The 21017-nt window shown below is 61.7% G+C and carries 21 protein-coding genes; 12 read left to right on the plus strand and 9 right to left on the minus strand.

What is annotated here, in order from left to right; all coding sequences use genetic code 11:
• Positions 1 to 3: 3 nt before the first annotated feature.
• The 3 genes from HX815_RS30665 (at position 4) to HX815_RS30675 (ending at position 1872) form a co-directional block, all read left to right on the plus strand.
• Positions 4 to 699, plus strand: coding sequence for an OmpA family protein (locus HX815_RS30665; protein WP_177029450.1), 696 nt, complete (start codon positions 4 to 6; stop codon positions 697 to 699).
• A gap of 128 nt (positions 700 to 827) precedes the next feature.
• Positions 828 to 1121, plus strand: a complete 294-nt coding sequence (locus HX815_RS30670; protein ID WP_177029451.1) for a DUF1145 domain-containing protein — start codon at positions 828 to 830, stop codon at positions 1119 to 1121.
• Entirely contained in the window at positions 1114 to 1872 is a 759-nt protein-coding gene (locus HX815_RS30675) for a hypothetical protein (protein ID WP_003213707.1), read from the plus strand. The genes HX815_RS30670 and HX815_RS30675 overlap by 8 nt, the downstream gene beginning before the upstream one ends.
• A 102-nt stretch (positions 1873 to 1974) precedes the next feature.
• Here the strand turns inward: HX815_RS30675 and HX815_RS30680 are convergent, their stop codons facing one another.
• On the minus strand, positions 1975 to 2439 hold the full coding sequence (locus tag HX815_RS30680; RefSeq protein ID WP_003213709.1) for a CopD family protein: 465 nt from the start codon (positions 2437 to 2439) through the stop codon (positions 1975 to 1977).
• A gap of 99 nt (positions 2440 to 2538) precedes the next feature.
• On the opposite strand from HX815_RS30680, the gene dinG reads away from it, so the two are divergent.
• The 6 genes from dinG to HX815_RS30710 all read left to right on the plus strand — a co-directional run bounded on the left by dinG (position 2539) and on the right by HX815_RS30710 (position 11068).
• A complete protein-coding gene (dinG, locus tag HX815_RS30685; protein WP_008432096.1) occupies positions 2539 to 4683 on the plus strand; it encodes an ATP-dependent DNA helicase DinG in 2145 nt (714 codons plus the stop codon).
• 95 nt (positions 4684 to 4778) lie between these two features.
• On the plus strand, positions 4779 to 7106 hold the full coding sequence (locus HX815_RS30690; RefSeq protein ID WP_008432094.1) for a beta-galactosidase: 2328 nt from the start codon (positions 4779 to 4781) through the stop codon (positions 7104 to 7106).
• Between the two features lie 92 nt (positions 7107 to 7198).
• Entirely contained in the window at positions 7199 to 8344 is a 1146-nt protein-coding gene (locus tag HX815_RS30695) for a serine hydrolase domain-containing protein (protein ID WP_102368248.1), read from the plus strand.
• Between the two features lie 142 nt (positions 8345 to 8486).
• Positions 8487 to 9647: an OmpA family protein gene (locus HX815_RS30700; protein WP_177021286.1), complete on the plus strand. Its 1161-nt coding sequence runs from the start codon at positions 8487 to 8489 to the stop codon at positions 9645 to 9647.
• 27 nt (positions 9648 to 9674) lie between these two features.
• Positions 9675 to 10322, plus strand: coding sequence for a pyridoxamine 5'-phosphate oxidase (pdxH, locus tag HX815_RS30705; protein WP_177029452.1), 648 nt, complete (start codon positions 9675 to 9677; stop codon positions 10320 to 10322).
• Between the two features lie 281 nt (positions 10323 to 10603).
• Complete coding sequence (locus tag HX815_RS30710) at positions 10604 to 11068, plus strand: glycine zipper 2TM domain-containing protein (protein ID WP_003189251.1); 465 nt, start codon at positions 10604 to 10606, stop codon at positions 11066 to 11068.
• An 81-nt stretch (positions 11069 to 11149) separates the two neighbouring features.
• On the opposite strand, the gene nhaA is transcribed toward HX815_RS30710, so the two are convergent.
• Positions 11150 to 12337, minus strand: coding sequence for a Na+/H+ antiporter NhaA (gene nhaA / locus HX815_RS30715; protein WP_177029453.1), 1188 nt, complete (start codon positions 12335 to 12337; stop codon positions 11150 to 11152).
• Between the two features lie 213 nt (positions 12338 to 12550).
• Between nhaA and HX815_RS30720 the strand changes: the two genes are divergently transcribed.
• A complete protein-coding gene (locus tag HX815_RS30720; RefSeq protein ID WP_173406096.1) occupies positions 12551 to 13648 on the plus strand; it encodes a PLP-dependent cysteine synthase family protein in 1098 nt (365 codons plus the stop codon).
• Positions 13649 to 13783: 135 nt separating this feature from the next.
• On the opposite strand, the gene HX815_RS30725 is transcribed toward HX815_RS30720, so the two are convergent.
• On the minus strand, positions 13784 to 15397 hold the full coding sequence (locus tag HX815_RS30725; RefSeq protein WP_102368251.1) for an NAD(P)/FAD-dependent oxidoreductase: 1614 nt from the start codon (positions 15395 to 15397) through the stop codon (positions 13784 to 13786).
• A 107-nt stretch (positions 15398 to 15504) separates the two neighbouring features.
• A complete protein-coding gene (locus HX815_RS30730; protein ID WP_003211681.1) occupies positions 15505 to 16176 on the minus strand; it encodes a COG3650 family protein in 672 nt (223 codons plus the stop codon).
• A gap of 136 nt (positions 16177 to 16312) precedes the next feature.
• Here HX815_RS30730 and HX815_RS30735 point away from each other — a divergent pair, with 136 nt between their 5' ends.
• Positions 16313 to 16708 carry a hypothetical protein gene (locus HX815_RS30735; protein ID WP_008432073.1) on the plus strand — a complete coding sequence of 132 codons (396 nt, stop codon included), beginning with the start codon at positions 16313 to 16315 and terminating at the stop codon, positions 16706 to 16708.
• A 16-nt stretch (positions 16709 to 16724) separates the two neighbouring features.
• Here the strand turns inward: HX815_RS30735 and HX815_RS30740 are convergent, their stop codons facing one another.
• Positions 16725 to 17324 (minus strand): short chain dehydrogenase, encoded by a 600-nt coding sequence (locus HX815_RS30740; protein WP_003211677.1) that lies wholly within the window; start codon positions 17322 to 17324, stop codon positions 16725 to 16727.
• A 104-nt stretch (positions 17325 to 17428) separates the two neighbouring features.
• Between HX815_RS30740 and HX815_RS30745 the strand changes: the two genes are divergently transcribed.
• The gene (locus HX815_RS30745; protein ID WP_003211675.1) at positions 17429 to 18337 is read left to right on the plus strand and encodes a LysR family transcriptional regulator; all 909 of its coding nucleotides are present in this window, start codon (positions 17429 to 17431) and stop codon (positions 18335 to 18337) included.
• Here the strand turns inward: HX815_RS30745 and HX815_RS30750 are convergent.
• From HX815_RS30750 to HX815_RS30765, 4 genes are read right to left on the minus strand one after another with little or no spacing between them, the layout of a single operon-like run.
• Positions 18334 to 18819: a DoxX family protein gene (locus HX815_RS30750; RefSeq protein WP_008432068.1), complete on the minus strand. Its 486-nt coding sequence runs from the start codon at positions 18817 to 18819 to the stop codon at positions 18334 to 18336. The two genes, HX815_RS30745 and HX815_RS30750, sit on opposite strands and share 4 nt — an antisense overlap.
• A complete protein-coding gene (locus HX815_RS30755) occupies positions 18816 to 19592 on the minus strand; it encodes a DUF2063 domain-containing protein (protein WP_003211670.1) in 777 nt (258 codons plus the stop codon). The genes HX815_RS30750 and HX815_RS30755 overlap by 4 nt, the downstream gene beginning before the upstream one ends.
• Positions 19589 to 20464 carry a DUF692 domain-containing protein gene (locus HX815_RS30760; protein WP_003211668.1) on the minus strand — a complete coding sequence of 292 codons (876 nt, stop codon included), beginning with the start codon at positions 20462 to 20464 and terminating at the stop codon, positions 19589 to 19591. The genes HX815_RS30755 and HX815_RS30760 overlap by 4 nt, the downstream gene beginning before the upstream one ends.
• A 26-nt stretch (positions 20465 to 20490) precedes the next feature.
• The gene (locus HX815_RS30765) at positions 20491 to 20796 is read right to left on the minus strand and encodes a DUF2282 domain-containing protein (protein ID WP_177029454.1); all 306 of its coding nucleotides are present in this window, start codon (positions 20794 to 20796) and stop codon (positions 20491 to 20493) included.
• Positions 20797 to 21017 lie beyond the last annotated feature (221 nt).

Here is a 21017-nt window from a genome sequence, read left to right on the forward strand (position 1 = left end):
CAGATGAGCATCATGCGGACAGCTCTACCCTTGGTTCTGCTAACCGGAGTATTGACAGGTTGCGCAGGCTTGCAAAAAACCGACTGGCCCACCTGTGCCGCCGTCGGCGGTGTGACAGGTGCTGCCATTGGTGCGACCCAAAGCTCGTCCTATGCAGGCTACGGCGCACTGCTGATTGGCGGCATGGCTGGCGCCTATTGCTGGGTGCATGGCGACGGTGACGAGGACGGCGATGGCGTACCGGACAGTCGCGACAAGTGCCCTGGCACGCCAAAAGGCGTGCAGGTCGACGCCAATGGCTGCCCTCCGTTGCCGGTAGCGGTGGTTCAAGAGGAAGTGGTGGTGGTCAAGGAAGAAACCATCGTGATTCGTGACGTGCACTTCGAGTTCGACTCCGCGAAGCTCACGGCTGCCGACAAAACCAAGCTCGACGTGATTGCCACCCGCCTGAAAAAAGAGGCCCCGAGTGCGCAGTTGCGCGTCAGCGGGCATACCGACAGTGTCGGTAAAGATGCCTACAACCAGAAACTCTCTGAACGACGCGCTCATTCGGTGACCGACTACCTGGTCAGTTCCGGCATCCCGCGCAGCAGTTTTGTCTCCGTGACCGGCGCCGGCGAAAGCCACCCCGTAGCCGATAACAAAACCGCTGATGGCCGCGCGCTGAACCGCCGCGTGGAAATCCAGATCAACCGCTGACCCCGCCTCAAGGCCCCTGTGGAATCCCCAGGGGCCCCTTCATCAATTTTTTAATCCTTCACTGGCACAACGCCTGTAGAAGTCGTTACTGTGCGCCCAAAGAATAATGTGCAAGGGGAGCGTGCGGGATGAAGGTGTTTTGGGGGCTGGGTAAATTCTTGACGTTGCTGTTCTGGGGCGTGGTGGTGGTCAACCTGATCACACCGCTGATCAACCCGTTCCACCTGTTGGTCAACCTGGCCGGCAGCCTGTTGTTGCTGACCCATGTTCTGGAACTGCTGTTGTTCAACGGCAGTGTGAAAACCCGTGCCCATCCCTGGCGTGACCGCTTGCAGATCCTGCTGGTGGGTATGTTCCATGTGCAGAGCTTTTCGACGCCGACACCGGCTAATGATGTAAACAAGGAGGCCAATCATGCGTAAGGTTTTTCTGTTGGCCCTGCTGGTCAGCCCCATTGCCCTGGCCCAGAGCGTCAGCGTCGAGACCAACTCGTTGATGCGCCTGCCCAACAGCAGTGGCGTGTTGCAACTGGAGCGACTGGACGTGGCGGATTACGGCACCTTGCTGATTCCCGCCAATATCACCCAGGTGACCGTGGATGAACTGCACCTGGGCCGCGACGCGCGAATCGCCATCGTGCCCGGTAGCACCACGTTGCAACTGCAGGTGCGTCAGGCGCAGCTGGAGCAGGGCAGTCAGATCACCTCACGCGGCGCTCCCGGTACCCATGAGCGCCCGGCCAAGGCGGGGCGTGACCTGGTGTTGCGGATTAACTCGCTGACGGCCGATGAGCTGTCGGTGGATGCCCGCGGTGGCGCGGGTGCCCAGGGTTATGCCGGGCTGGATGGTGCCAACGGCGAAGACCCGGGCTGCACCTGGGGTTCGGCCGGGCGCGGTGCCAATGGCGACAACGGCGGCGACGGGCTGCCGGGCGCGGCGGGCGCGCAGGTCCGTGTGGAATTGCCGCAGGACTTCCCGGGCGAGAAGATCAAGGTCTGGGTGGACGGCGGAGCCGGTGGTTTGGCGGGCACGGCGGGCAAGCCGGGTAAAGGCGGGCAGTCCAAGGGGTGCCTGGTGTACCGCGCGGATGGCGGCGAAAAGGGCCGGGCCGGGTTGGAAGGGCAGCCGGGGCCAGCGGGGCCTGCGGGTGCTGTGACCATTCAGAGGCTCTGAGGCGACTGGCCTGACGCTTTCGCGAGCAAGCCCGCTCCCACATTTGAAACGCATTCCAAATGTGGGAGCGGGCTTGCTCGCGAAAGCGGTCTACTAGGCGCTTCAGAACATCGGCCGTGCCGAAGCAATCGCCACCAGCACCAACCCCACTATCAAGTTGATCCCCACCAATTTACGAATCTGCCCCAACGCCGCAGCCCCGGCCGGCCAATCCTCAGCCGCCACCGCCACGCGCAGCTCCGGCAACTTCAGCGCCTGAATCCGGATAAACAGCGCCGTCATCACCACATACAACCCCATCATGACCTGTACATAACGCGGCGCGGTCTCAAACCCGCTGAAGCGCAGTTGCAGCAGGCCGACACCGCTGATCGGCAACACCAGCACCGCCACCCAGACCCACACGAAAAAACGTTGAAACACATTTACCCAGAGTTTCAGCCGGGCCGGCCCGTCCAGCGCGGCCATGGCGGCGGGGCGCAGGATCATCCAGGCGAAAAACATACCGCCGACCCAGATCAGGGCGGCCAGTACATGCAGGGTGTAAGCGAAGCTAAAGACGGTCATTGGGGTACTCCGTTCTGCGCGGGATTAATTAGCGGGGTATGATAGCGGCCGATCCGAACCACTGAAAATTTATCCAGCGTTTTTTGCGCCCGACTATCCATGATCAGCACTGAACTCAAAACCACGATCCAGGGCGCCTACTCGCGTTTTCTCGAAGCCAAGAGCTTGAAACCGCGGTACGGCCAGCGCCTGATGATCGCCGAAGTCGCCAAGGTCCTCGGGGATATCGACACCGACGACGAAGGTCGGCGCAGTGGCGACCCCGCCGTGGTGGCCGTCGAGGCCGGCACCGGTACCGGTAAAACCGTGGCCTACAGCCTGGCGGCGATCCCCACCGCCAAGGCCGCCGGCAAGCGCCTGGTGATTGCCACTGCCACCGTCGCCCTGCAAGAGCAGATTGTCTACAAAGACCTGCCCGACCTGATGCGCAACAGCGGCCTGAATTTCACCTTCGCCCTGGCCAAGGGCCGTGGGCGCTATATGTGCCTGTCCAAGCTCGACGTGCTGTTGCAGGAAGGCCACGCGCAAACCGCCACTGCCTCGCTGTTCGAAGAAGAAGGCTTCAAGATCGAAGTCGATGAGGTCAGTCAGAAGCTGTTTACCAGCATGATCGAGAAACTGGCGGGCAATAAATGGGACGGCGACCGCGACAGCTGGCCCAATGCCCTGGAAGACGCCGACTGGGCACGGCTGACCACCGATCACAGCCAGTGCACCAACCGGCATTGCCCCAACTTCGGCCAGTGCGCCTTCTACAAGGCCCGGGAGGGCATGGGCAAGGTCGACGTTATTGTCACCAACCATGACATGGTCCTCGCCGACCTGGCCCTGGGGGGCGGCGCCGTGTTGCCCGACCCGCGCGACACACTCTACGTGTTCGACGAAGGCCATCACCTGCCCGACAAGGCCATCGGCCACTTTGCTCACTACACGCGGCTGCGCTCCACCGCCGACTGGCTGGAAACCACGGCCAAGAACCTCACCAAGTTGCTCGCCCAGCACCCGCTGCCGGGCGACCTGGGCAAGTTGATCGAGCAGGTGCCGGAGCTGGCGCGGGAGATCAAGACCCAGCAGCAATTCATGTTCAGCGCCTGCGAGCAGGTGGCAGACTTCAAGCCCGGCGAAGACGTGGAAGGCCGCGAACGGCCGCGCCATCGTTTCGTTGGCGGGCTGATCCCCGAGCACATGCGCGAAATGGGCGTCGAGCTGAAAAAGGGCTTTTCGCGCCTGACCGACTTGTTCACCCGTCTCACCGATTTGCTCAAGGAAGGCATGGATGGCGAGGTCAATATCGGCATCGCCAGCAATCAGGCTGAAGAATGGTACCCGCTGTTTGGCAGCCTGCTGTCCCGTTCCCAGGGCAACTGGGAGTTGTGGACTGCCTTTACCGTCGAAGACCCGGAAGACAACCCGCCCATGGCCCGTTGGCTGACCCTGTCGGAAAGCGGTGCGCTGTTCGATATCGAGGTCAACGCCAGCCCGATCCTGGCGGCGGAAATGCTCCGACGCAATCTGTGGAACGTGGCCTACGGTGCCTTGGTCACCTCGGCTACGCTGACGGCCCTGGGCACCTTCGACCGCTTCCGCATGCGCGCCGGGCTGCCGAAGAAGGCCGTCACCGCCGTGGTGCCCAGCCCGTTCCATCACGCCGACGCCGGTGTGCTGCGGGTACCGGACCTCAAGGCCGACCCACGGGATGCGCCGGCCCATACGGCGGCGATCATTCGTGACCTGCCATCATTGGTGGAGGGCTCACGGGGCACGCTGGTGTTGTTCTCGTCCCGCAAACAGATGCAGGACGTGTTCGACGGCCTCGACCGTGACTGGCGCAAGCAAGTGTTTATCCAGGGCAACCTGTCGAAACAGGAAACCCTGAACAAGCACAAGGCGCGGGTGGATGGCGGCGATTCCAGCGTGCTGTTCGGCCTCGCGAGTTTCGCCGAGGGTGTGGATTTGCCCGGTGCCTACTGCGAACACGTGGTGATCGCCAAGATCCCGTTCTCGGTGCCGGATGATCCGGTGGAAGCCGCGTTGGCCGAATGGATCGAAGCCCGGGGCGGCAATCCGTTCATGGAGATCTCGGTGCCGGACGCTTCCTTGAAACTGGTCCAGGCCTGCGGCCGCCTGCTGCGTACCGAAGAAGATCGCGGCACCATCACCTTGCTTGACCGGCGTCTGGTTACCCAGCGCTATGGGAAAGCTATCCTGAATGCTTTACCGCCGTTTCGGCGGGAAATTTCTTAAGGCCCAGTGGGCGAATTCGCCCACTTTGTGGTCTATCTCACCATCGCTTCACGTCATCAGGCCAGTCACCGGCCGTTTGGGAGAACCTTGTTCACATGATTCGCACGCTGCCCGCTGTTTTTGCCCTGTTGTTTGCCGCGCCATTGCTGGCTGCGCCTGCCGGGCAACAAACCTTGTTCAACTTTGTACGGCCCGCCGATGTGGTCAAGGTGGCGACCCAGGACGCCAGCCTGCCGCAATACAACGCCGAACAAACCGCTGAAGGCGAAGTGCTGCGCCGTATCACCTTCAACCCGGCGGCCGAACCGAGCCTGGTGCTCAGCCCGCAGACCGGCGCCTGGGACTGGTCGCAATCCGGTGCCATGAGCCTGCGGATTCAAAGTGCGATGGACTGGGCGCTGACCCTGTACGTCAAGGTGCAGAGCAATGACGGCCGGACGCTGTTCAGCCGTATCGACCTGCCAGCCGGTCCCGCGCAAACGCTGTTGATTCCGCTGCAAGCCAACTCGCCCCTGAGCCAGGGGATGAAGGCCGGCCCGCCGATGCCGATCACTGTCGATGGCCAGCGCGTGCTGCTGGCCAGCAGCGAAGGGGAGATCGACCGCAGCCAGATCGTGTCGGTGACCCTGTCGATGATCAAGCCGAACGTTGCCCAAAGCATCTTGCTCGAACGCTTTGGCGTGCAGGACATCGCGCCGGTACTCAAGGCTACCTACAGCGATCTGGTGGACGCCTATGGGCAGTCCACCCGCGCCCGGTGGCCGGAGAAAGTCAGCAGCGACGAGCAGTTGAGGGCCGCAGCGGTCAAGGAACAGCAACAGCTCAAGGGCTGGCTGGCCGAGCGCGACAAGGCCTCCCTGGACAAATTCGGCGGCTGGAACAAGGGCCCGGCCTTTGACGCCAGCGGCTTCTTCCGCACCGAGAAGCGCGACGGGCGCTGGTACCTGGTGACACCGGAAGGCCATCCGTTCTACTCCCTGGGCGTCAACACCGTCGCCCCGGACAACAGCCAGACCTACGTGGCGGGCCGCGAATGGATGTTTGCCGCGCTGCCCAAGGCCGGCGAGCCTTTCGACAAATACTACGGCAGCGGTGACAGCCGCAGCGGCAATGGTGCCGATCAGGGGCGCAGCTTTAATGTCGGCCGCTGGTACGACTTCTATGGCGCCAACCTGCAGCGTACCTATGGCCAGCCGTGCGTGCCGCCGGCACCTTGTGCTCCGGAAGGTTTCGACCAGAAACGCTGGGTCAGCCACACCCTCGACCGCCTGCGGGCCTGGGGTTTCAATACTGTCGGCAACTGGAGTGCGCCGCAGCTGGCGACCGCCGACCGCGTGCCTTACACCTTGCCACTGTCGATCGTCGGTGATTACGCGAGCATCAGCACCGGCACCGATTGGTGGGGCGGCATGCCCGACCCGTTCGACCCGCGCTTCGCCATGGCCACCGAGCGTGCGGTGGCAATTGCCGCCCGTGACCATCGCGACGACCCGTGGCTGATCGGCTTCTTTGCCGACAACGAACTGGCCTGGGCCGGTCCCGGTGATGATGCGAAATCCCGCTACGCCCTGGCCTACGGCACCCTGCGCATGACCACCGACGTGCCGGCCAAGCGCGCGTTTCTCAAGCAATTGCGCGACAAGTACCGCAACCAGGAGGGGCTTTCCAGGGCCTGGGGCATCGAGCTGCCCGCCTGGGAACTGATGGAAGACCCGGGCTTTGTGCCGCCAATGCCAAGCCCGGAGCACCCGGAAATCGAAGCGGACTTCAAGTACTTCCAGAAGACCTTTGCCGACGCCTACTTCAAGACCATCTCCGATGCATTGAAATGGCATGCGCCCAACCAGCTGTTGCTGGGTGGCCGATACGCGGTCAGCACGCCGGAAGCGGTGGCGTCCTGCGCGCAATATTGCGATGTGCTGAGCTTCAACATGTACACCCTCAAGCCTCAGGACGGCTACGACTTCGCGGCCCTGCGGACGTTGGACAAGCCGGTGCTGATCACCGAATTCAACTTCGGCTCGGCGGACCGCGGCCCGTTCTGGGGCGGCGTGACGCAGTTGGCCCGGGAAGAGGATCGTGGGGTTGCCTACGCCAACTTCCTGAAGCAGGCCATGGCCGAGCCGTCGATCGTCGGCGTGCATTGGTTCCAGTACCTGGACCAGCCGGTTACCGGCCGTTTGCTTGACGGCGAAAACGGCCACTTCGGCCTGGTCGGCATCACCGATGTGCCGTTCCAGGGGTTTGTCGACAGTGTGCGCAAAAGTAACCTGGCTGCCGTCGATCAGCTGGGCAAGGAGGCCGAAAAGGCCAAGGCTGCCGCAGCGGTCCACGCCGGTGAGGGCGGCAAGCCCGGGCGTGAAGGCAATGCAGCAGCGCCGGGTGCAGAGCATTCCGGCGGGCATTCCGGCAAAGGTCATTGATGGGGGCTGATCGACGAGAGCGGGTTCACAAATCGCTCAATGGCTGGAACAATGTCGGCCACTTTCTGTAGTACTTTTCCAAGGGGGCTTAGGTGCAGATTCAGGGTCATTACGAGCTTCAATTCGAAGCGGTGCGTGAAGCCTTCGCCGCGCTGTTCGACGACCCTCAGGAACGTGGTGCCGCGCTGTGCATCCAGATTGGCGGCGAAACCGTCGTCGACTTGTGGGCCGGTACCGCCGACAAGGACGGTGCCGAGGCCTGGCAAAGCGACACCATTGCCAATCTGTTCTCCTGCACCAAGACCTTTACGGCCGTCACGGCGCTGCAACTGGTGGCCGAAGGCAAGTTGCAGCTGGATGCGCCGGTCGCCAAGTACTGGCCGGAGTTTGCTGCCGCGGGCAAGGAAGCCATCACCCTGCGCCATCTGCTCTGCCACCAGGCCGGGTTGCCGGCCCTGCGTGAAACGCTGCCCGCCGAAGCCCTGTACGACTGGCAGATGATGGTCGACGCCCTCGCCGCCGAAGCACCATGGTGGAAGCTCGGGGAAGGGCACGGTTATGCGGCGATTACCTATGGTTGGCTGGTGGGCGAGTTGCTGCGCCGCGCCGACGGTCGTGGGCCGGGCGAGTCCATCGTGGCCCGGGTTGCACGGCCACTGGGCCTGGATTTTCATGTGGGGTTGGCAGATGAAGAGTTTTATCGAGTTGCCCATATAGCCCGTGGCAAGGGCAATGTTGGCGATGAGGCGGCACAACGTTTACTTCAAGTAACGATGCGCGAGCCGACGGCGATGACTACCCGTGCATTTACCAATCCACCGTCTATTCTGACCAGCACTAATAAACCCGAATGGCGGCGTATGCAGCAGCCAGCGGCAAATGGTCACGGTAATGCGCGAAGTCTGGCGGGTTTTTATAGTGGGCTGCTCGACGGTAGTTTGCTGGAAGCCGATATGCTCGAAGAGTTGACCCGCGAACACAGTATCGGCCCGGATAAAACCTTATTGACACAAACCCGGTTCGGGCTGGGTTGCATGTTGGATCAACCGCACGTGCCAAACGCCACTTTCGGCCTTGGCCCACGGGCCTTTGGGCATCCCGGGGCCGGTGGTTCGGTGGGGTTTGCCGATCCGGAACATGATGTAGCCTTTGGTTTCGTGACCAATACATTGGGCCCTTATGTACTTATGGACCCGCGGGCGCAAAAGTTGGTAAGAATATTGGCCGGTTGTCTGTAAATAGCTTGCTGTCTTGCGTTTTTTTGTTACAAAGGCACATACAAAAAGACGCTAGGCAAAATGTTGTAACTTTAATGTTCCAAAAGCGTCTGTTTAACGGGTCATTCAGGCCCCTGGTTTTTTCTCATTTTGTGGATATCTCATGTTATCGAACAAGTCCTTGGCACTGGCGCTATGCCTCACTATTACTGGCTGTGCACAAACCCCACAAAATGATGCCGAGGGCGGGCATTGGTGGTCATTTGGCTCCGATAAGGCTGCTACCAAGGACGCAGTGAGCCAGGCCGACACCAAGCCGGATGCCAAGCCGGCGGTAGCGGCCAAGGCGCCAGCGCCGGTAGCACCCGCCGCTGCTGCACCTGCTCCGGTTGCGAAGGCGGATACCGGCTCTAGCTGGTGGCCGTTCTCGTCGAAAGCCGACGACGCCAAGGCAGACCTGAAGGCCGACCTCAAGGCGGCAACGCCTGCCTCCGGCGCCCCGGCTGATGCACCGGCCGCTGCACCTGCCGTTGCCAAGACGGATACCGATACCAAATGGTGGTGGCCGTTCGAAAGCAAGCCAAAGCCATTGGCCAAGGTCGACGTCGCCAACATCCCGATGCCTGATCCAAAAATCACCCAGGCCTGGTTGGACGACTACGAGCCACGCCTGCGTCTCGCGATCAAGGACAGCAACCTGCAACTGGAACGCCGCGACAACGTATTGGTGGTGATTGCTCCGGTTGACGGCTCCTACAACCCGAAACGCCCGGCGATGTTGCTGCCGGTGACCCTGGGTCCGTTCACCCGTGTTGCCAAGGCCGTTGAAGGCGATCCGAAAACTGCCGTACTGGTCCTGGGCCATGTAGATACCTCGGGTGCCGAGCCGGTGAGCCAGGCCCTGACCAAGGAACGTGCACAGTCCATCGCTTCGATCTTCAGCCTCAGCGGCCTGAAGCAGGACCGCCTGATGCTGCGTGGCATGGGTGACCTGATGCCGCGTGCCGCCAACGACAGCAACCAGGGCCGCGCCCTGAACCGTCGCATGGAAATCATGTTCACCCAGCGCACCACCATGCTGGCCTTGTTGAGCAAGTACAACTCGGCCAATCCGCCGAAGGCTGAAATGGTCGCTGTGCAGGACGTTCCTGCTCCAGCCGCTGCTCCGGTCAAAAAAGCTGCCGCTCCGGCGAAAAAAACCGTCGCCAAGAAAGCTGCCGCCAAGCCGGCTGCCAAAAAGGCCCCGGCCAAGCCTGCTGCTAAAAAGCCAGCACCTGCCAAGGCCGCCGCTCCAGCTGCTACCAACGACCAGGCGAAGAACTGATTATTTGAGCAAGAAGGATAAAGCCGCATGACCCAGGCACTGGCCGATATGCGCCGTGACTACACACGGGACGGTTTGAGCGAGGCCCAGGCCCCGGATGAACCGTTTGCCTTGTTCCACCAGTGGTTCGCCGACGCGGTGAAAACCGAACAGCCACCGGTGGAGGCCAATGCCATGACCCTGGCTACGGTGGACCAGGACGGTCGCCCGCACTGCCGGATTCTGCTGCTCAAGGGCCTGGATACACAGGGCTTTACCTTCTTCACCAATTATCAGAGCGCCAAGGGCGAACAACTCGCGGCGCGACCGTTTGCCGCCATGACCTTCTTCTGGCCGACCCTGGAGCGCCAGGTGCGCATCGAAGGTCGGGTGGTCAAGGTCTCGCCCGTGGAGTCGGATGCTTACTTCCAGGTCCGTCCCCTGGGTAGCCGCCTGGGTGCCTGGGCTTCACCGCAAAGCCGGGTAATCAGGGACCGCGAAGAGTTGCAGGCGCTGCTCAAGGCCACCGAACAACGCTTCAGCGATACCCAGCCTGATTGCCCCGAACACTGGGGTGGTTACCGCCTGCTGCCGGAGCGCATCGAGTTCTGGCAAGGCCGCGCGAGTCGTTTGCACGACCGCTTGAACTTCCGCTTGCAGGGGGCCGACTGGACCCGTGAGCGCCTGGCGCCCTGAGCCCACCTTTCGTCACCTCGCCTGAATGTAGCGCTGCACGCCGAAGTCTCTAGTCAGAGGCCTTGGATGGGTAGCGCTGCGCTGCGTTATGCGGCCGTTAGCTACAATGATGACAGCGTCCATCAAGATCCTGAGGGAGGTGGGAACGCTACCGTTCGTCGAGTTTTTCGGTACAGGTTCTCTGTACTAAGGCTGAATGAAAACAATTTTCTGCCCGGCATGCCGTGACAGGCGGCAAGCCACAGCGGTTTAATGGATACCTGTCCTTTGGAGTTGATGCTATGCGTAAGTCCGTTTTACTAGTTGCCTGCTTTACCACCCTGTCGCTGCTGCTGGGTGGCTGCGCCTCGAGTCTGACCGGCGACTCGTACTCCCGTGACGAAGCTCGTCGTGTACAGACTGTTCGCATGGGCACCATCGAATCCCTGCGTCCGGTGAAAATCGAAGGCACCAAGACCCCAATCGGCGGCGCTGCGGGCGCAGTCATCGGCGGCGTTGGCGGCAGCGCCATCGGCGGCGGCCGTGGCAGCATCGTGACCGCCGTTATCGGCGCAGTCGCCGGCGGCCTGCTGGGCTCGGCCACCGAGGAAGGCCTGACCCGCACCCAGGGTGTTGAAATCACCGTCCGCGAAGATGATGGCAGCATGCGCGCCTACGTCCAGGCGGTTCAAGAGAACGAAATCTTCCGCATCGGCGACCGCGTCCGCATCATGACGGTGGACGGAACCAGCCGCGTTACTCGTTAAGGGTAAGGTTGCAGGAAAAGAAAAACCCCAACCGGGTGGCCGGTTGGGGTTTTTTGTTGGGGGAGCGATTGTTCTTAACGGTCAGGCTTGTACGAGCGCCTGCTTGCGACTGGCCATCGCCGTCACTGCATACCCGATCAGCGCCGCCAGTATCGACCCGGTCAGGATGCCCATCCGGTCCATACCCGCGTATTCACTGCTGCCCGGCACAAACGCCAGGGAGCCGACAAACAGGCTCATGGTGAAGCCGATGCCGCACAGGACCGCCACGCCCAGCACCTGGCCCCAGTTGGCGCCGGCGGGCAGTGCGGCAAGGCCGGTTTTTACCATGACCCAGGTGAAACCCAGTACGCCAACGGTCTTGCCCAGCAGCAGGCCGGCGGCGATGCCCATTGGCACGTGGTGGGTGAAGCTTTCCAGGTTGACGCCCACCAGCGAGACGCCGGCATTGGCAAAGGCAAACAGCGGCAGGATCGCGTAGGCCACCCAGGGATGCAGGGCGTGTTCCAGGGTCAGCAGCGGCGATGGTTCGGCGTTTTTGGTGCGCAGCGGGATGCAGAACGCCAATGTCACGCCCGCGAGGGTGGCGTGTACGCCGCTCTTGAGCACGCAGACCCACAGGATCAGCCCGACAATCATGTAGGGCCCCAGCTTGACGACACCCAGCCGGTTCATCGCAATCAAGGCGATCAGGCACGCTGCTGCACCGGCCAACGAGGCGCCGGACAGGTCGGCGGAGTAGAAGAGTGCAATGACGATGATCGCGCCAAGGTCGTCGATGATGGCCAGGGTCATCAGAAACAACTTCAGCGAAACCGGCACGCGCTTGCCCAGCAGGGCCAATACGCCCAGGGCGAAGGCAATGTCGGTGGCCATGGGGATTGCCCAGCCACCCAGGGCGGCCGGGTTGTCCTTGTTCAGCGCCCAATAGATCAGCGCCGGCACGACCATGCCGCCGATGGCTGCCGCTCCCGGCAGTACCACTTGCGAAGGCTTGGACAGTTGGCCGTCGAGCAACTCGCGTTTGACCTCAAGGCCGATCAGCAGGAAGAACAGGGCCATCAGGCCGTCGTTGATCCACAGCAGCGCCGGCTTGGCGATTTTCAGGGCGCCGATTTGTGCGACCACCGGCACGTCGAGAAAACTCGCGTAGAGGTGCGACAGCGGTGAGTTGTTGATGATCAGCGCCAAAGCGGCAGCAGCGATCAGGAGCAGACCGCTGGCGGCTTCCAGCTGGAAGAAACGGGTGAAAGTGCTACGCAGAGGCAAGGGATGCTCTCCAATCAAAGTTCAATAGGTGGGTACCCTAACCCGTACCGTTAGTTGTTAAAACAAAAGTTATATTCTTATTTGTTATAAGGAATCGGTCTGATCACTTGCGCGCCAGACCCCGAAAATTGTGTGTCCAATTGAGTCATGACTGTATCTGTGTGGAGTGTAGGAAACATCCTAAGATCAGGTCTGAAATCCTTAGAGAAACCGATCATGAGCGACAACCGCCAATGGGCCCGCGAAGCCATTCGCATTATTGAAGCGGACTTCCAGCGCAGCGCCGACACCCACCTGATCCCCTTGCCAATGCAGGGTTTGCCGGGTATCGAGTTGTATTTCAAGGATGAGTCCAGCCATCCCACCGGCAGCCTGAAACATCGGTTGGCGCGTTCGTTGTTCCTCTATGCGTTGTGCAACGGCTGGCTCAAGCCCGGTGCACCGGTGATCGAAGCCTCCAGCGGTTCCACGGCGATTTCCGAGGCGTACTTCGCCAGGCTGTTGGGCTTGCCGTTTATTGCGGTGATGCCGGCCACCACTTCCCAGGAAAAGATTGCGCAGATCGCGTTCTACGGGGGCAAGAGCCATCTGGTGCAGGATCCGACGCAGATCTACGCCGAATCCGAGCGCCTGGCGCAGGAAAGCGGTGGTCATTTCATGGACCAGTTCACCTATGCCGAACGTGCCACTGACTGGCGCGCGAACAACAACATCGCTGAATCGATCTTCCAGCAACTGCGCTTTGAGCGTTATCCGGAGCCGAGTTGGCTGATTTCCAGCCCCGGCACGGGTGGCACCACGGCGACGTTGGGGCGTTATGTGCGTTATCGCCAGCACTGCACCCGAGTGTTGTGCGCGGACGCGGAGCGTTCGGTGTTTTTCGACTACTACCTGAGCGGCGACGCCAGCCTGCGCCTGGACTGTGGCTCGCGCATCGAAGGTATTGGCCGGCCACGGGTTGAGGCGTCGTTCCTGCCGAAAGTGATTGATGCGATGGTCAAGGTGCCGGATGCGCTGTCCCTGGCGGCCATGCATTACCTGGCGCAGCGCTTGGGGCGGCGAGTAGGCGGCTCAAGTGGCACCAACCTGATCGGTGCATTGATCGCGGCGCAGCAGATGAAGGCGGCAGGGGAGTCGGGCTCGATCGTGGCGATCTTGTGCGACGGCGGTGAGCGCTATGCCACGACCTATTACGATCAGGCCTGGCTTGCAGGGCAGGGGTATGAGTTGGAGGGTTTGATTGCGGCCGTTGCGGCGAGTGTCGAGCGGGGGCAACCGTTGCCGGAAAGCATCCTGCGCGCCAATATCTAAAACACCGCATTATCAATGTGGGAGCGGGCTTGCTCGCGAATGCGGAGTGTCAGCCAATACATGATTCGGCTGATCCACCGCATTCGCGAGCAAGCCCGCTCCCACATTTGATCTGCTGCGTTTTCAGCGCAGTGGTTAAGCCTCCAGGCCCAACATATCCCGCGCCAGCGCCTCGGCAATCCGAATTCCGTCGACACCCGCCGACAAAATCCCACCGGCATAACCGGCACCTTCGCCCGCCGGGAACAGGCCTTTCACGTTCAGGCTCTGCATCGACTCGTTACGGGTAATCCGCAGCGGCGAAGAAGTGCGGGTCTCGATCCCGGTCAGGACCGCGTCGTGCAGCGAGTAGCCCTTGATCTGCTTCTCGAACGCCGGCAACGCTTCGCGGATGGCTTCGATGGCAAACTCCGGCAACGCCAGCGCCAGGTCACCCAGGGCTACGCCGGGCTTGTAGGATGGCTCCACGGTACCGATGGCGGTGGACGGCTTGCCGGCGATGAAATCACCCACCAACTGCGCCGGTGCTTCGTAGTTGCTGCCGCCGAGGATGAACGCGTGGGATTCCAGGCGTTCCTGCAACTCGATCCCGGCCAGCGGGCCGCCCGGGTAATCCACTTCCGGGGTGATGCCCACCACGATCCCGGAATTGGCGTTGCGTTCGTTACGCGAGTACTGGCTCATGCCGTTGGTTACTACGCGGTTCGGCTCTGATGTCGCCGCGACCACGGTGCCGCCCGGGCACATGCAGAAGCTGTACACCGAACGGCCGTTCTTGGCGTGGTGCACCAGTTTGTAATCGGCGGCCCCGAGTTTCGGGTGGCCGGCGTACTTGCCCAGGCGTGCAGCGTCGATCAGCGACTGCGGGTGTTCGATACGGAAACCCACCGAGAACGGCTTGGCTTCCATGTACACGCCACGGCCATGCAGCATGCGGAAGGTATCGCGGGCGCTGTGGCCGAGGGCCAGGATTACGTGCTTGGACAGGATCTGCTCGCCGCCATCCACCACCACGCCATTCAACTGGCCGTCTTCGATCAGCACGTCGGTGACCCGCTGCTCGAAGCGCACTTCACCGCCCAGGGCGATGATCTGCTGGCGCATGTTTTCCACGACGCCGGTCAGGCGAAACGTACCGATGTGCGGCTTGCTGACGTAGAGGATTTCGTCTGGCGCACCGGCCTTGACGAACTCGTGCAGCACCTTGCGACCGTGGAATTTCGGGTCCTTGATCTGGCTATAGAGCTTGCCGTCGGAGAAGGTCCCGGCGCCGCCTTCACCGAACTGCACGTTGGATTCCGGGTTCAGCACATTCTTGCGCCACAGGCCCCAGGTGTCCTTGGTGCGCTGGCGCACTTCGCGGCCGCGCTCGAGGATGATCGGCTTGAAACCCATCTGTGCCAGCAACAGCCCGGCGAAGATCCCGCACGGGCCAAAACCGACGACGATCGGCCGCTCGGTCAGGCCTTCCGGCGCATGGCCCACGACCTTGTAGCTGATGTCCGGCGCCGGGTTGACGTTGCGGTCGTCGGCGAACTTGAGCAGCAGGGCCGCCTCGCCTTTGACTTCCAGGTCGATGGTGTAGATGAAGCACAGCTCCGACGATTTCTTGCGGGCGTCGTAGCTGCGTTTGAACAGGGTGAAATCGAGCAGGTCATCACTGGCGATGCCCAGGCGTTGCACAATGGCAGGCCGCAGGTCTTCTTCGGGATGGTCGATGGGCAGCTTGAGTTCGGTGATTCGTAACATGACAGGAATCCGGTAGGCGGCGGGCAAAGAGGCCGGCTGTTTTGCAAACCGGCGATTATAAGCCCCAACAGCGGTTTCCCGTCATGCTAAAACAGCGCAGGGCGCAATCAGTCGTCTCGCGAACCGCCGAACGACGCGCAACCGCGTTGCACCTGGCCGTTGACCCGAAGCTCGGCGGACATGTGCTGCAGGCTGCCGCTGGCGCTGTCGACACAGCGTTGCGGGGCCACCCACAGTTCGATGTGCTGGTTATTCGCTTCGGTCATCAGGTTGAACCGTCCGTCGCCCGATTGCTCTTCCACATACGGCACGGCCAAGGGTGGCTGGCCTTCACGCTCCAGCACCATGCCCTTGGCGGTGACGTTCATCGCCCAGGCCGGCTTGTGGCCGTTGGCCCGCAGGATCATGCGCTTGAAGTCCGGGTCATCGCAGGCCGAGGTCGAGCGCTCGACACGGTACACCTGTTGCAGGTCCACCGTGCCCTGGGTACCGCTGGCGACGCCGGAGAACTTGCCACGCAGGTCGGCAAACAGTGCGCCTTGCTGGCCGGCCAGGGAGGCGGCCTCCTGCAGGATGCTGGTGCCACCGGTGTCGTTGACCACGTAGTTGCGTTTGTCGTTGCAGGGCTGGAACAGCAGTTTGTCACCCTGCGCCGTCAACTCGCCCTGCATGCGGGTCATCCCGGCGAGAGAGGGCTTGGCCGGCTCGTTATCGAACATCTGGCAGGCGGCGAACAGGGGCAGCAGGGCAAACAAGGCTAGGGTACGGGCGGCACGCATTATCGGGTCTCCTGATAAGTGCCGCCACGTTACGCAGGCTGGCGGTGCATCACAAGCCCGGGACACAGGTTGAATAAGGTGTGCCGGGGGCGATCATCCCTGCTGGGACTTTTCCTATAGAGGGATGTGAACGGTCATGGGAACGTCTTTCTCTTTTATTCGGAAAGCCGCGATGACTATTCGATGGAATCTGTGGGGGCTGTTACTGGTGACGGGTTCTGCACTGGGCAGTGAACCGGCGCGGCTGGAGTACTCCTCTGCCACTGACTTTACCGAGATCTCGATCACCGTGAAGAGGACGCCTGACAGTAGCCCGGACTTTATTTCGGTCAATGTCACGCTGAGCCCGGAGGCCAGGGCCCGCACGGCTGCAATTACTTTACTGGCTTACAACAAGCAGGTTTCGACATACGTAGACGGCTACAACGTGAGTGATGGCGCCACTGTAATGGGTGTGCTGAACACACGAGAAATACAGTTTTCCGTCCCCCAGGACATGCTCCGTAAATGGATGCCCTGGGTTCAACGGTGACGGCTTTTCAGGCTGGTCAACCAACGATAAACGTCTGCCCGGTCTGCAAGCCTTCCACGCTTTTCGCGTAGGCCAACGCCACTTCTGCACCCGGAGCCGGTTTGTACCCACGGAAGTACGGCGCGTAGCTGCCCATGGCTTCCAGCAGGACGGTAGGGCTGACCGAGTTGATGCGCAGGCCGCGGGGCAGTTCGATCGCAGCGGCTTTCACGAATGCATCCAGCGCGCCGTTGACCAGGGCAGCCGAAGCACCGGTGCGAATCGGATCGCGGTTGAGAATGCCGCTGGTGAAGGTGAACGACGCGCCGTCATTGGCGAACTCGCGGCCAATCAGCAGCAGGTTGACCTGGCCCATCAGCTTGTCTTGCAGGCCCAGGTCAAAATCGGTTTCGCTCATGTCGCCCAGGGGCACGAAGTTGACGCTGCCGGCGGCGCAGATCAGTGCGTCGAATTTGCCGGTCTGTTCGAACAGTTTGCGGATCGAGGCGCTGTCGCTGATATCGACCTGGAAGTCGCCACTTTTGCGACCGATGCTGATCACTTCATGCCGTTGGGACAGTTCTGCCTTCACCGCCGAACCCACGGTACCACTTGCGCCAATCAACAGGATTTTCATCGTGCCTTCCTCCAGATGTGTAGGTGAGGTTTCAGTCTAGAGTGATTTTTTGCGCGGATAAGTGCACTAATAGGCAACCTTTGGTTTTCAATTGGAAACAATCCATGAGCGAAATGGATGACCTCGCCGCGTTTGCCGTGTTGATCGAAGCCGGCAGCTTTACCTTGGCGGCCCAGCAACTGGGCTGCAGCAAAGGGCAACTGTCCAAGCGCATCAGCCAGTTGGAAGCGCAGTTTTCGGTGGTGTTGTTGCATCGCACCACCCGCCGCCTGAGCCTGACGGCGGCGGGTGCGGCGCTGTTGCCGCAAGCCCAGGCGTTGGTGGTCCAGGTGGAGCGGGCACGTCAGGCATTGGCCAGGCTCAAGGATGATCTCGTCGGTCCGGTGCGTATGACGGTTCCGGTGTCCCTGGGCGAAACCTTCTTCGACGGTCTGTTGCTGGAGTTTTCCCGGGAGTACCCACAGGTGCAGATCGAGTTGGAACTCAACAACCAGTACCGGGACCTGGCGCGGGATGGCTTCGACCTGGCGGTACGTTCGGAGGTCGCCAACGACGAGCGTCTGGTCGCCAAGCCGTTGCTCGCCTGGCACGAGATGACCTGCGCCAGCCCGGCTTACCTGGAACAGCACGGCGAGCCGCTGACGCCGGCGGAACTGGTGGGCCACAACTGCCTGCTGAACAGCCACTACAGTGGTCGTGAAGAGTGGCTGTATCACCAGCAGCATGAGCTGCTGCGGGTTCGGGTATCCGGGACCTTTGCCTCCAACCATTACAACTTGTTGAAGAAGGCTGCACTGGTGGGGGCGGGCATCGCGCGCTTGCCGTCCTACGTGCTGCACGCGGAATTGGCTGACGGTCGCCTGCGCTGGCTCCTGCGGGATTATCAGACCCGCAGCATGCCGATGTACCTGGTCCATCCGTATCAGGGCGGCCTGCCGCGCCGCACCCAGGTACTCGCAGATTATCTGGTGGGCTGGTTCAAGCGCAGCGGCGAAGCCCTCGATCGCCTTTAGCGGTAGCGCCGGGCGATCAGGTGATCAATCGAGAAGCTGCCCGGCCCCTTGGCCATCAACAGCAGCAGCAATGCGATCCAGGTGCCGTGGGTCGGGTAGGCGTCCGGGTAGACGAAAAGCTGGATGGTCAGGGTCATGCCCAGCAGCGCCAGCGCCGAGAATCGCGTGGCAAACCCCACGAGGATCAGCACCGGGAAGAAATGCTCGGCGAACGCAGCCATGTGCGCCGCCACTTCCGCAGACAGCAGCGGCACGTGGTATTCGCTGCGAAACAGCGGCAGGGTGGACGGCGCCAAGTGCGGCCAGCCCAGTTGGAACGTGCCGCCGATCAGGTCCACGGCGAAGCCTTCGACCTTGGTCTGTCCGGATTTCCAGAACACCGCCGCGATAGAGAAGCGTGCGACAAAGGCGATCAGGCTGTAGGGGATTTTCTCGAAGCACTGGATGATCCGTTGGATCAGCCCGGGAGCGGTGGTGTTCATGGCGATACCTTGGGTTCTGTGTGCAAGTGGGTGATTGCGCCGTGACCGATCAGCAGGGCCAGGCATTGGTGCAGGTCAAATTCGGCGGCCGCATCGAGGGCGTAGGCCACGGCCATTTCCAATGGCCAACCGTTGTTCAGGCTGTTGATAAACGTCGCTGAGCCGCTGTCGATGTGAAATACCTGCACGTGCAGGCCATTGCGTAGTACCAGCGCGCTTTGGGCATGGAAGGGGTCGAGGGTGGCGAGGGATTCGCCGGTCTGATGCGCCGCCCATAAAGCCACCACGGCGTAGGCCGAGTTCAGGGTGGCCAGGGATGGATGCAGTTGCAGGCGCAGTTCGCCCAGGTCCGACTGTTGTTGCAGGGTGGCGATGACCTCCTGTTGATCCAGTGGCTGTGCGTCTGCCGCGTGGTAGGCCCTCACCCGCAATCGCTCCAGGCGCGCCACATCAGCCAGGTAAGGCACGCTGGCGGCGGGCGCGAAGCCCTGGATAAAGTCCGCCAGGTCGCTGCCGTATTCATTGATCAGAGGGCTTGTCGGCGGGAAACCCTGGACATACACACCGGCCATCGCCCGAAAAAACTCATCGCCCACCAGTTGCAGGGTGACCGGGTAGCCGGCGGCCAGCGCGTTGATCAGCGAGCTATGGACATTGTTGCGATACACCGCAAAACGACCGGCCGGATCGGCGCCGTTGCGGCTGAACAAGCCTTGCGGGCAGTTTTCCTCGGGGGACAGCAGGGCGCGGCTAAAGACGTCCTGGCGGCTCATGCACGCACCTCCAGCAGAAACCGGTCGGCCTCGCGTGCTTCAGCGTGCAGCACGCTGAACGCCGGCACCTGGTTGTCGCGCTCGATCAGCGTGGCGACCGGCCCGGTGCGGCTGAGCACGTGCTGGTAGAGCTGCCATACCGCGTTGTCGATGGGGGCGCCGTGATCGTCAATCAGCAAACGGTCGCCGAGGCTGTCGGTGTCTTCGGCAAACCCTGCCAGGTGAATCTCGCCCACGGCGTGCAACGGCAAGGCCTCGATGTACTTCAGCGGGTCTTGCTGATGGTTGATGCACGACACATACACATTGTTCACGTCCAGCAGCAGCCCGCAGCCGGTGCGGCGAATCGCTTCGCTGATGAAGTCGGTCTCTTCCAGGGTGGAGCACTGGAATTGCAGATAGGTCGACGGGTTCTCCAGCAGCATGGTCCGCTGCAGGCGGGTTTGTACCTGGTCGATGTGTTCGCACACCCGCTTCAGGGTTTCATCGTCATACGCCAGCGGCAGCAAATCATTGAGAAACACCGGGCCGTGGCTGGACCAGGCCAGGTGTTCGGAAAAGGAGTGGGGTTGATAGCGTTCGATCAGCGTGGCCAAGCGCGCCAGGTGCTCGTCGTTCAGCGGACCTTCGCCGCCAATGGACAGGCCTACACCGTGCAGCGACAGCGGGTACTGTTCGCGGATCAAGCCCAGGTAGTGATGGAAAGGCCCGCCGGCCACCATGTAGTTTTCGGCGTGGACTTCAAAAAAACCGATATCGGGGGACGTCTCGAGCACTTCACTGAAGTGCTCGTTCTTGAGCCCCAGCCCGGCCCGACGGGGGAGGCCGGGCGCCTGAGCCTGGGAGATGGAGTGGGTGAATGAGAGCGTCATCGTCAGTACTCAGGCTGTGCAGGGTTTCAGGACTTGGCGGTGAAGGCAGCTTCCTGGCCGAAGCCGGTTGGCGAGGTGGTGCTTGGGGTTTTCAGGCAGGTACCGGCCGGGACCAGTTTCCAGGCGTTGGCCTGATCCTTGACCTTCGAGGTGCCCGCGCAGGAAGTGCCGGCGCCTGCAGCGCAATCGTTCTTGCCGGCTTCGGCTACACCGAAGCATTTCTGCATGTCATCGGCGGCGTGGGCGGTGGTGGTCAGGGCGGACAGGGTCAGGGCCGAACCCAGGGCCAGGACGAGGGTGGCGGCGGACAGCGAGCGGGTTTTGGTAGTCATGGTGTATCTCCAGCAGTGGGTTGGGTTGGCAAGCATGTTCGCCTGCTTACACCACTAGAGAAAGGGGGAAGGGATTCGTTACAAAGCCGGGGAAAATAATTTCAGGTTTCGCCAAAGTCTTTGGTTCACACCAAGCAAATGTGGGAGCGGGCTTGCTCGCGAAGGCAGTGGGTCAGTCACCCAACAAGTTGGCTGATCCACCGCCTTCGCGAGCAAGCCCG

The sequence above is a fragment of the Pseudomonas sp. E6002 genome, assembly GCF_013385565.1.
In the GTDB taxonomy this organism is placed as follows: domain Bacteria; phylum Pseudomonadota; class Gammaproteobacteria; order Pseudomonadales; family Pseudomonadaceae; genus Aquipseudomonas.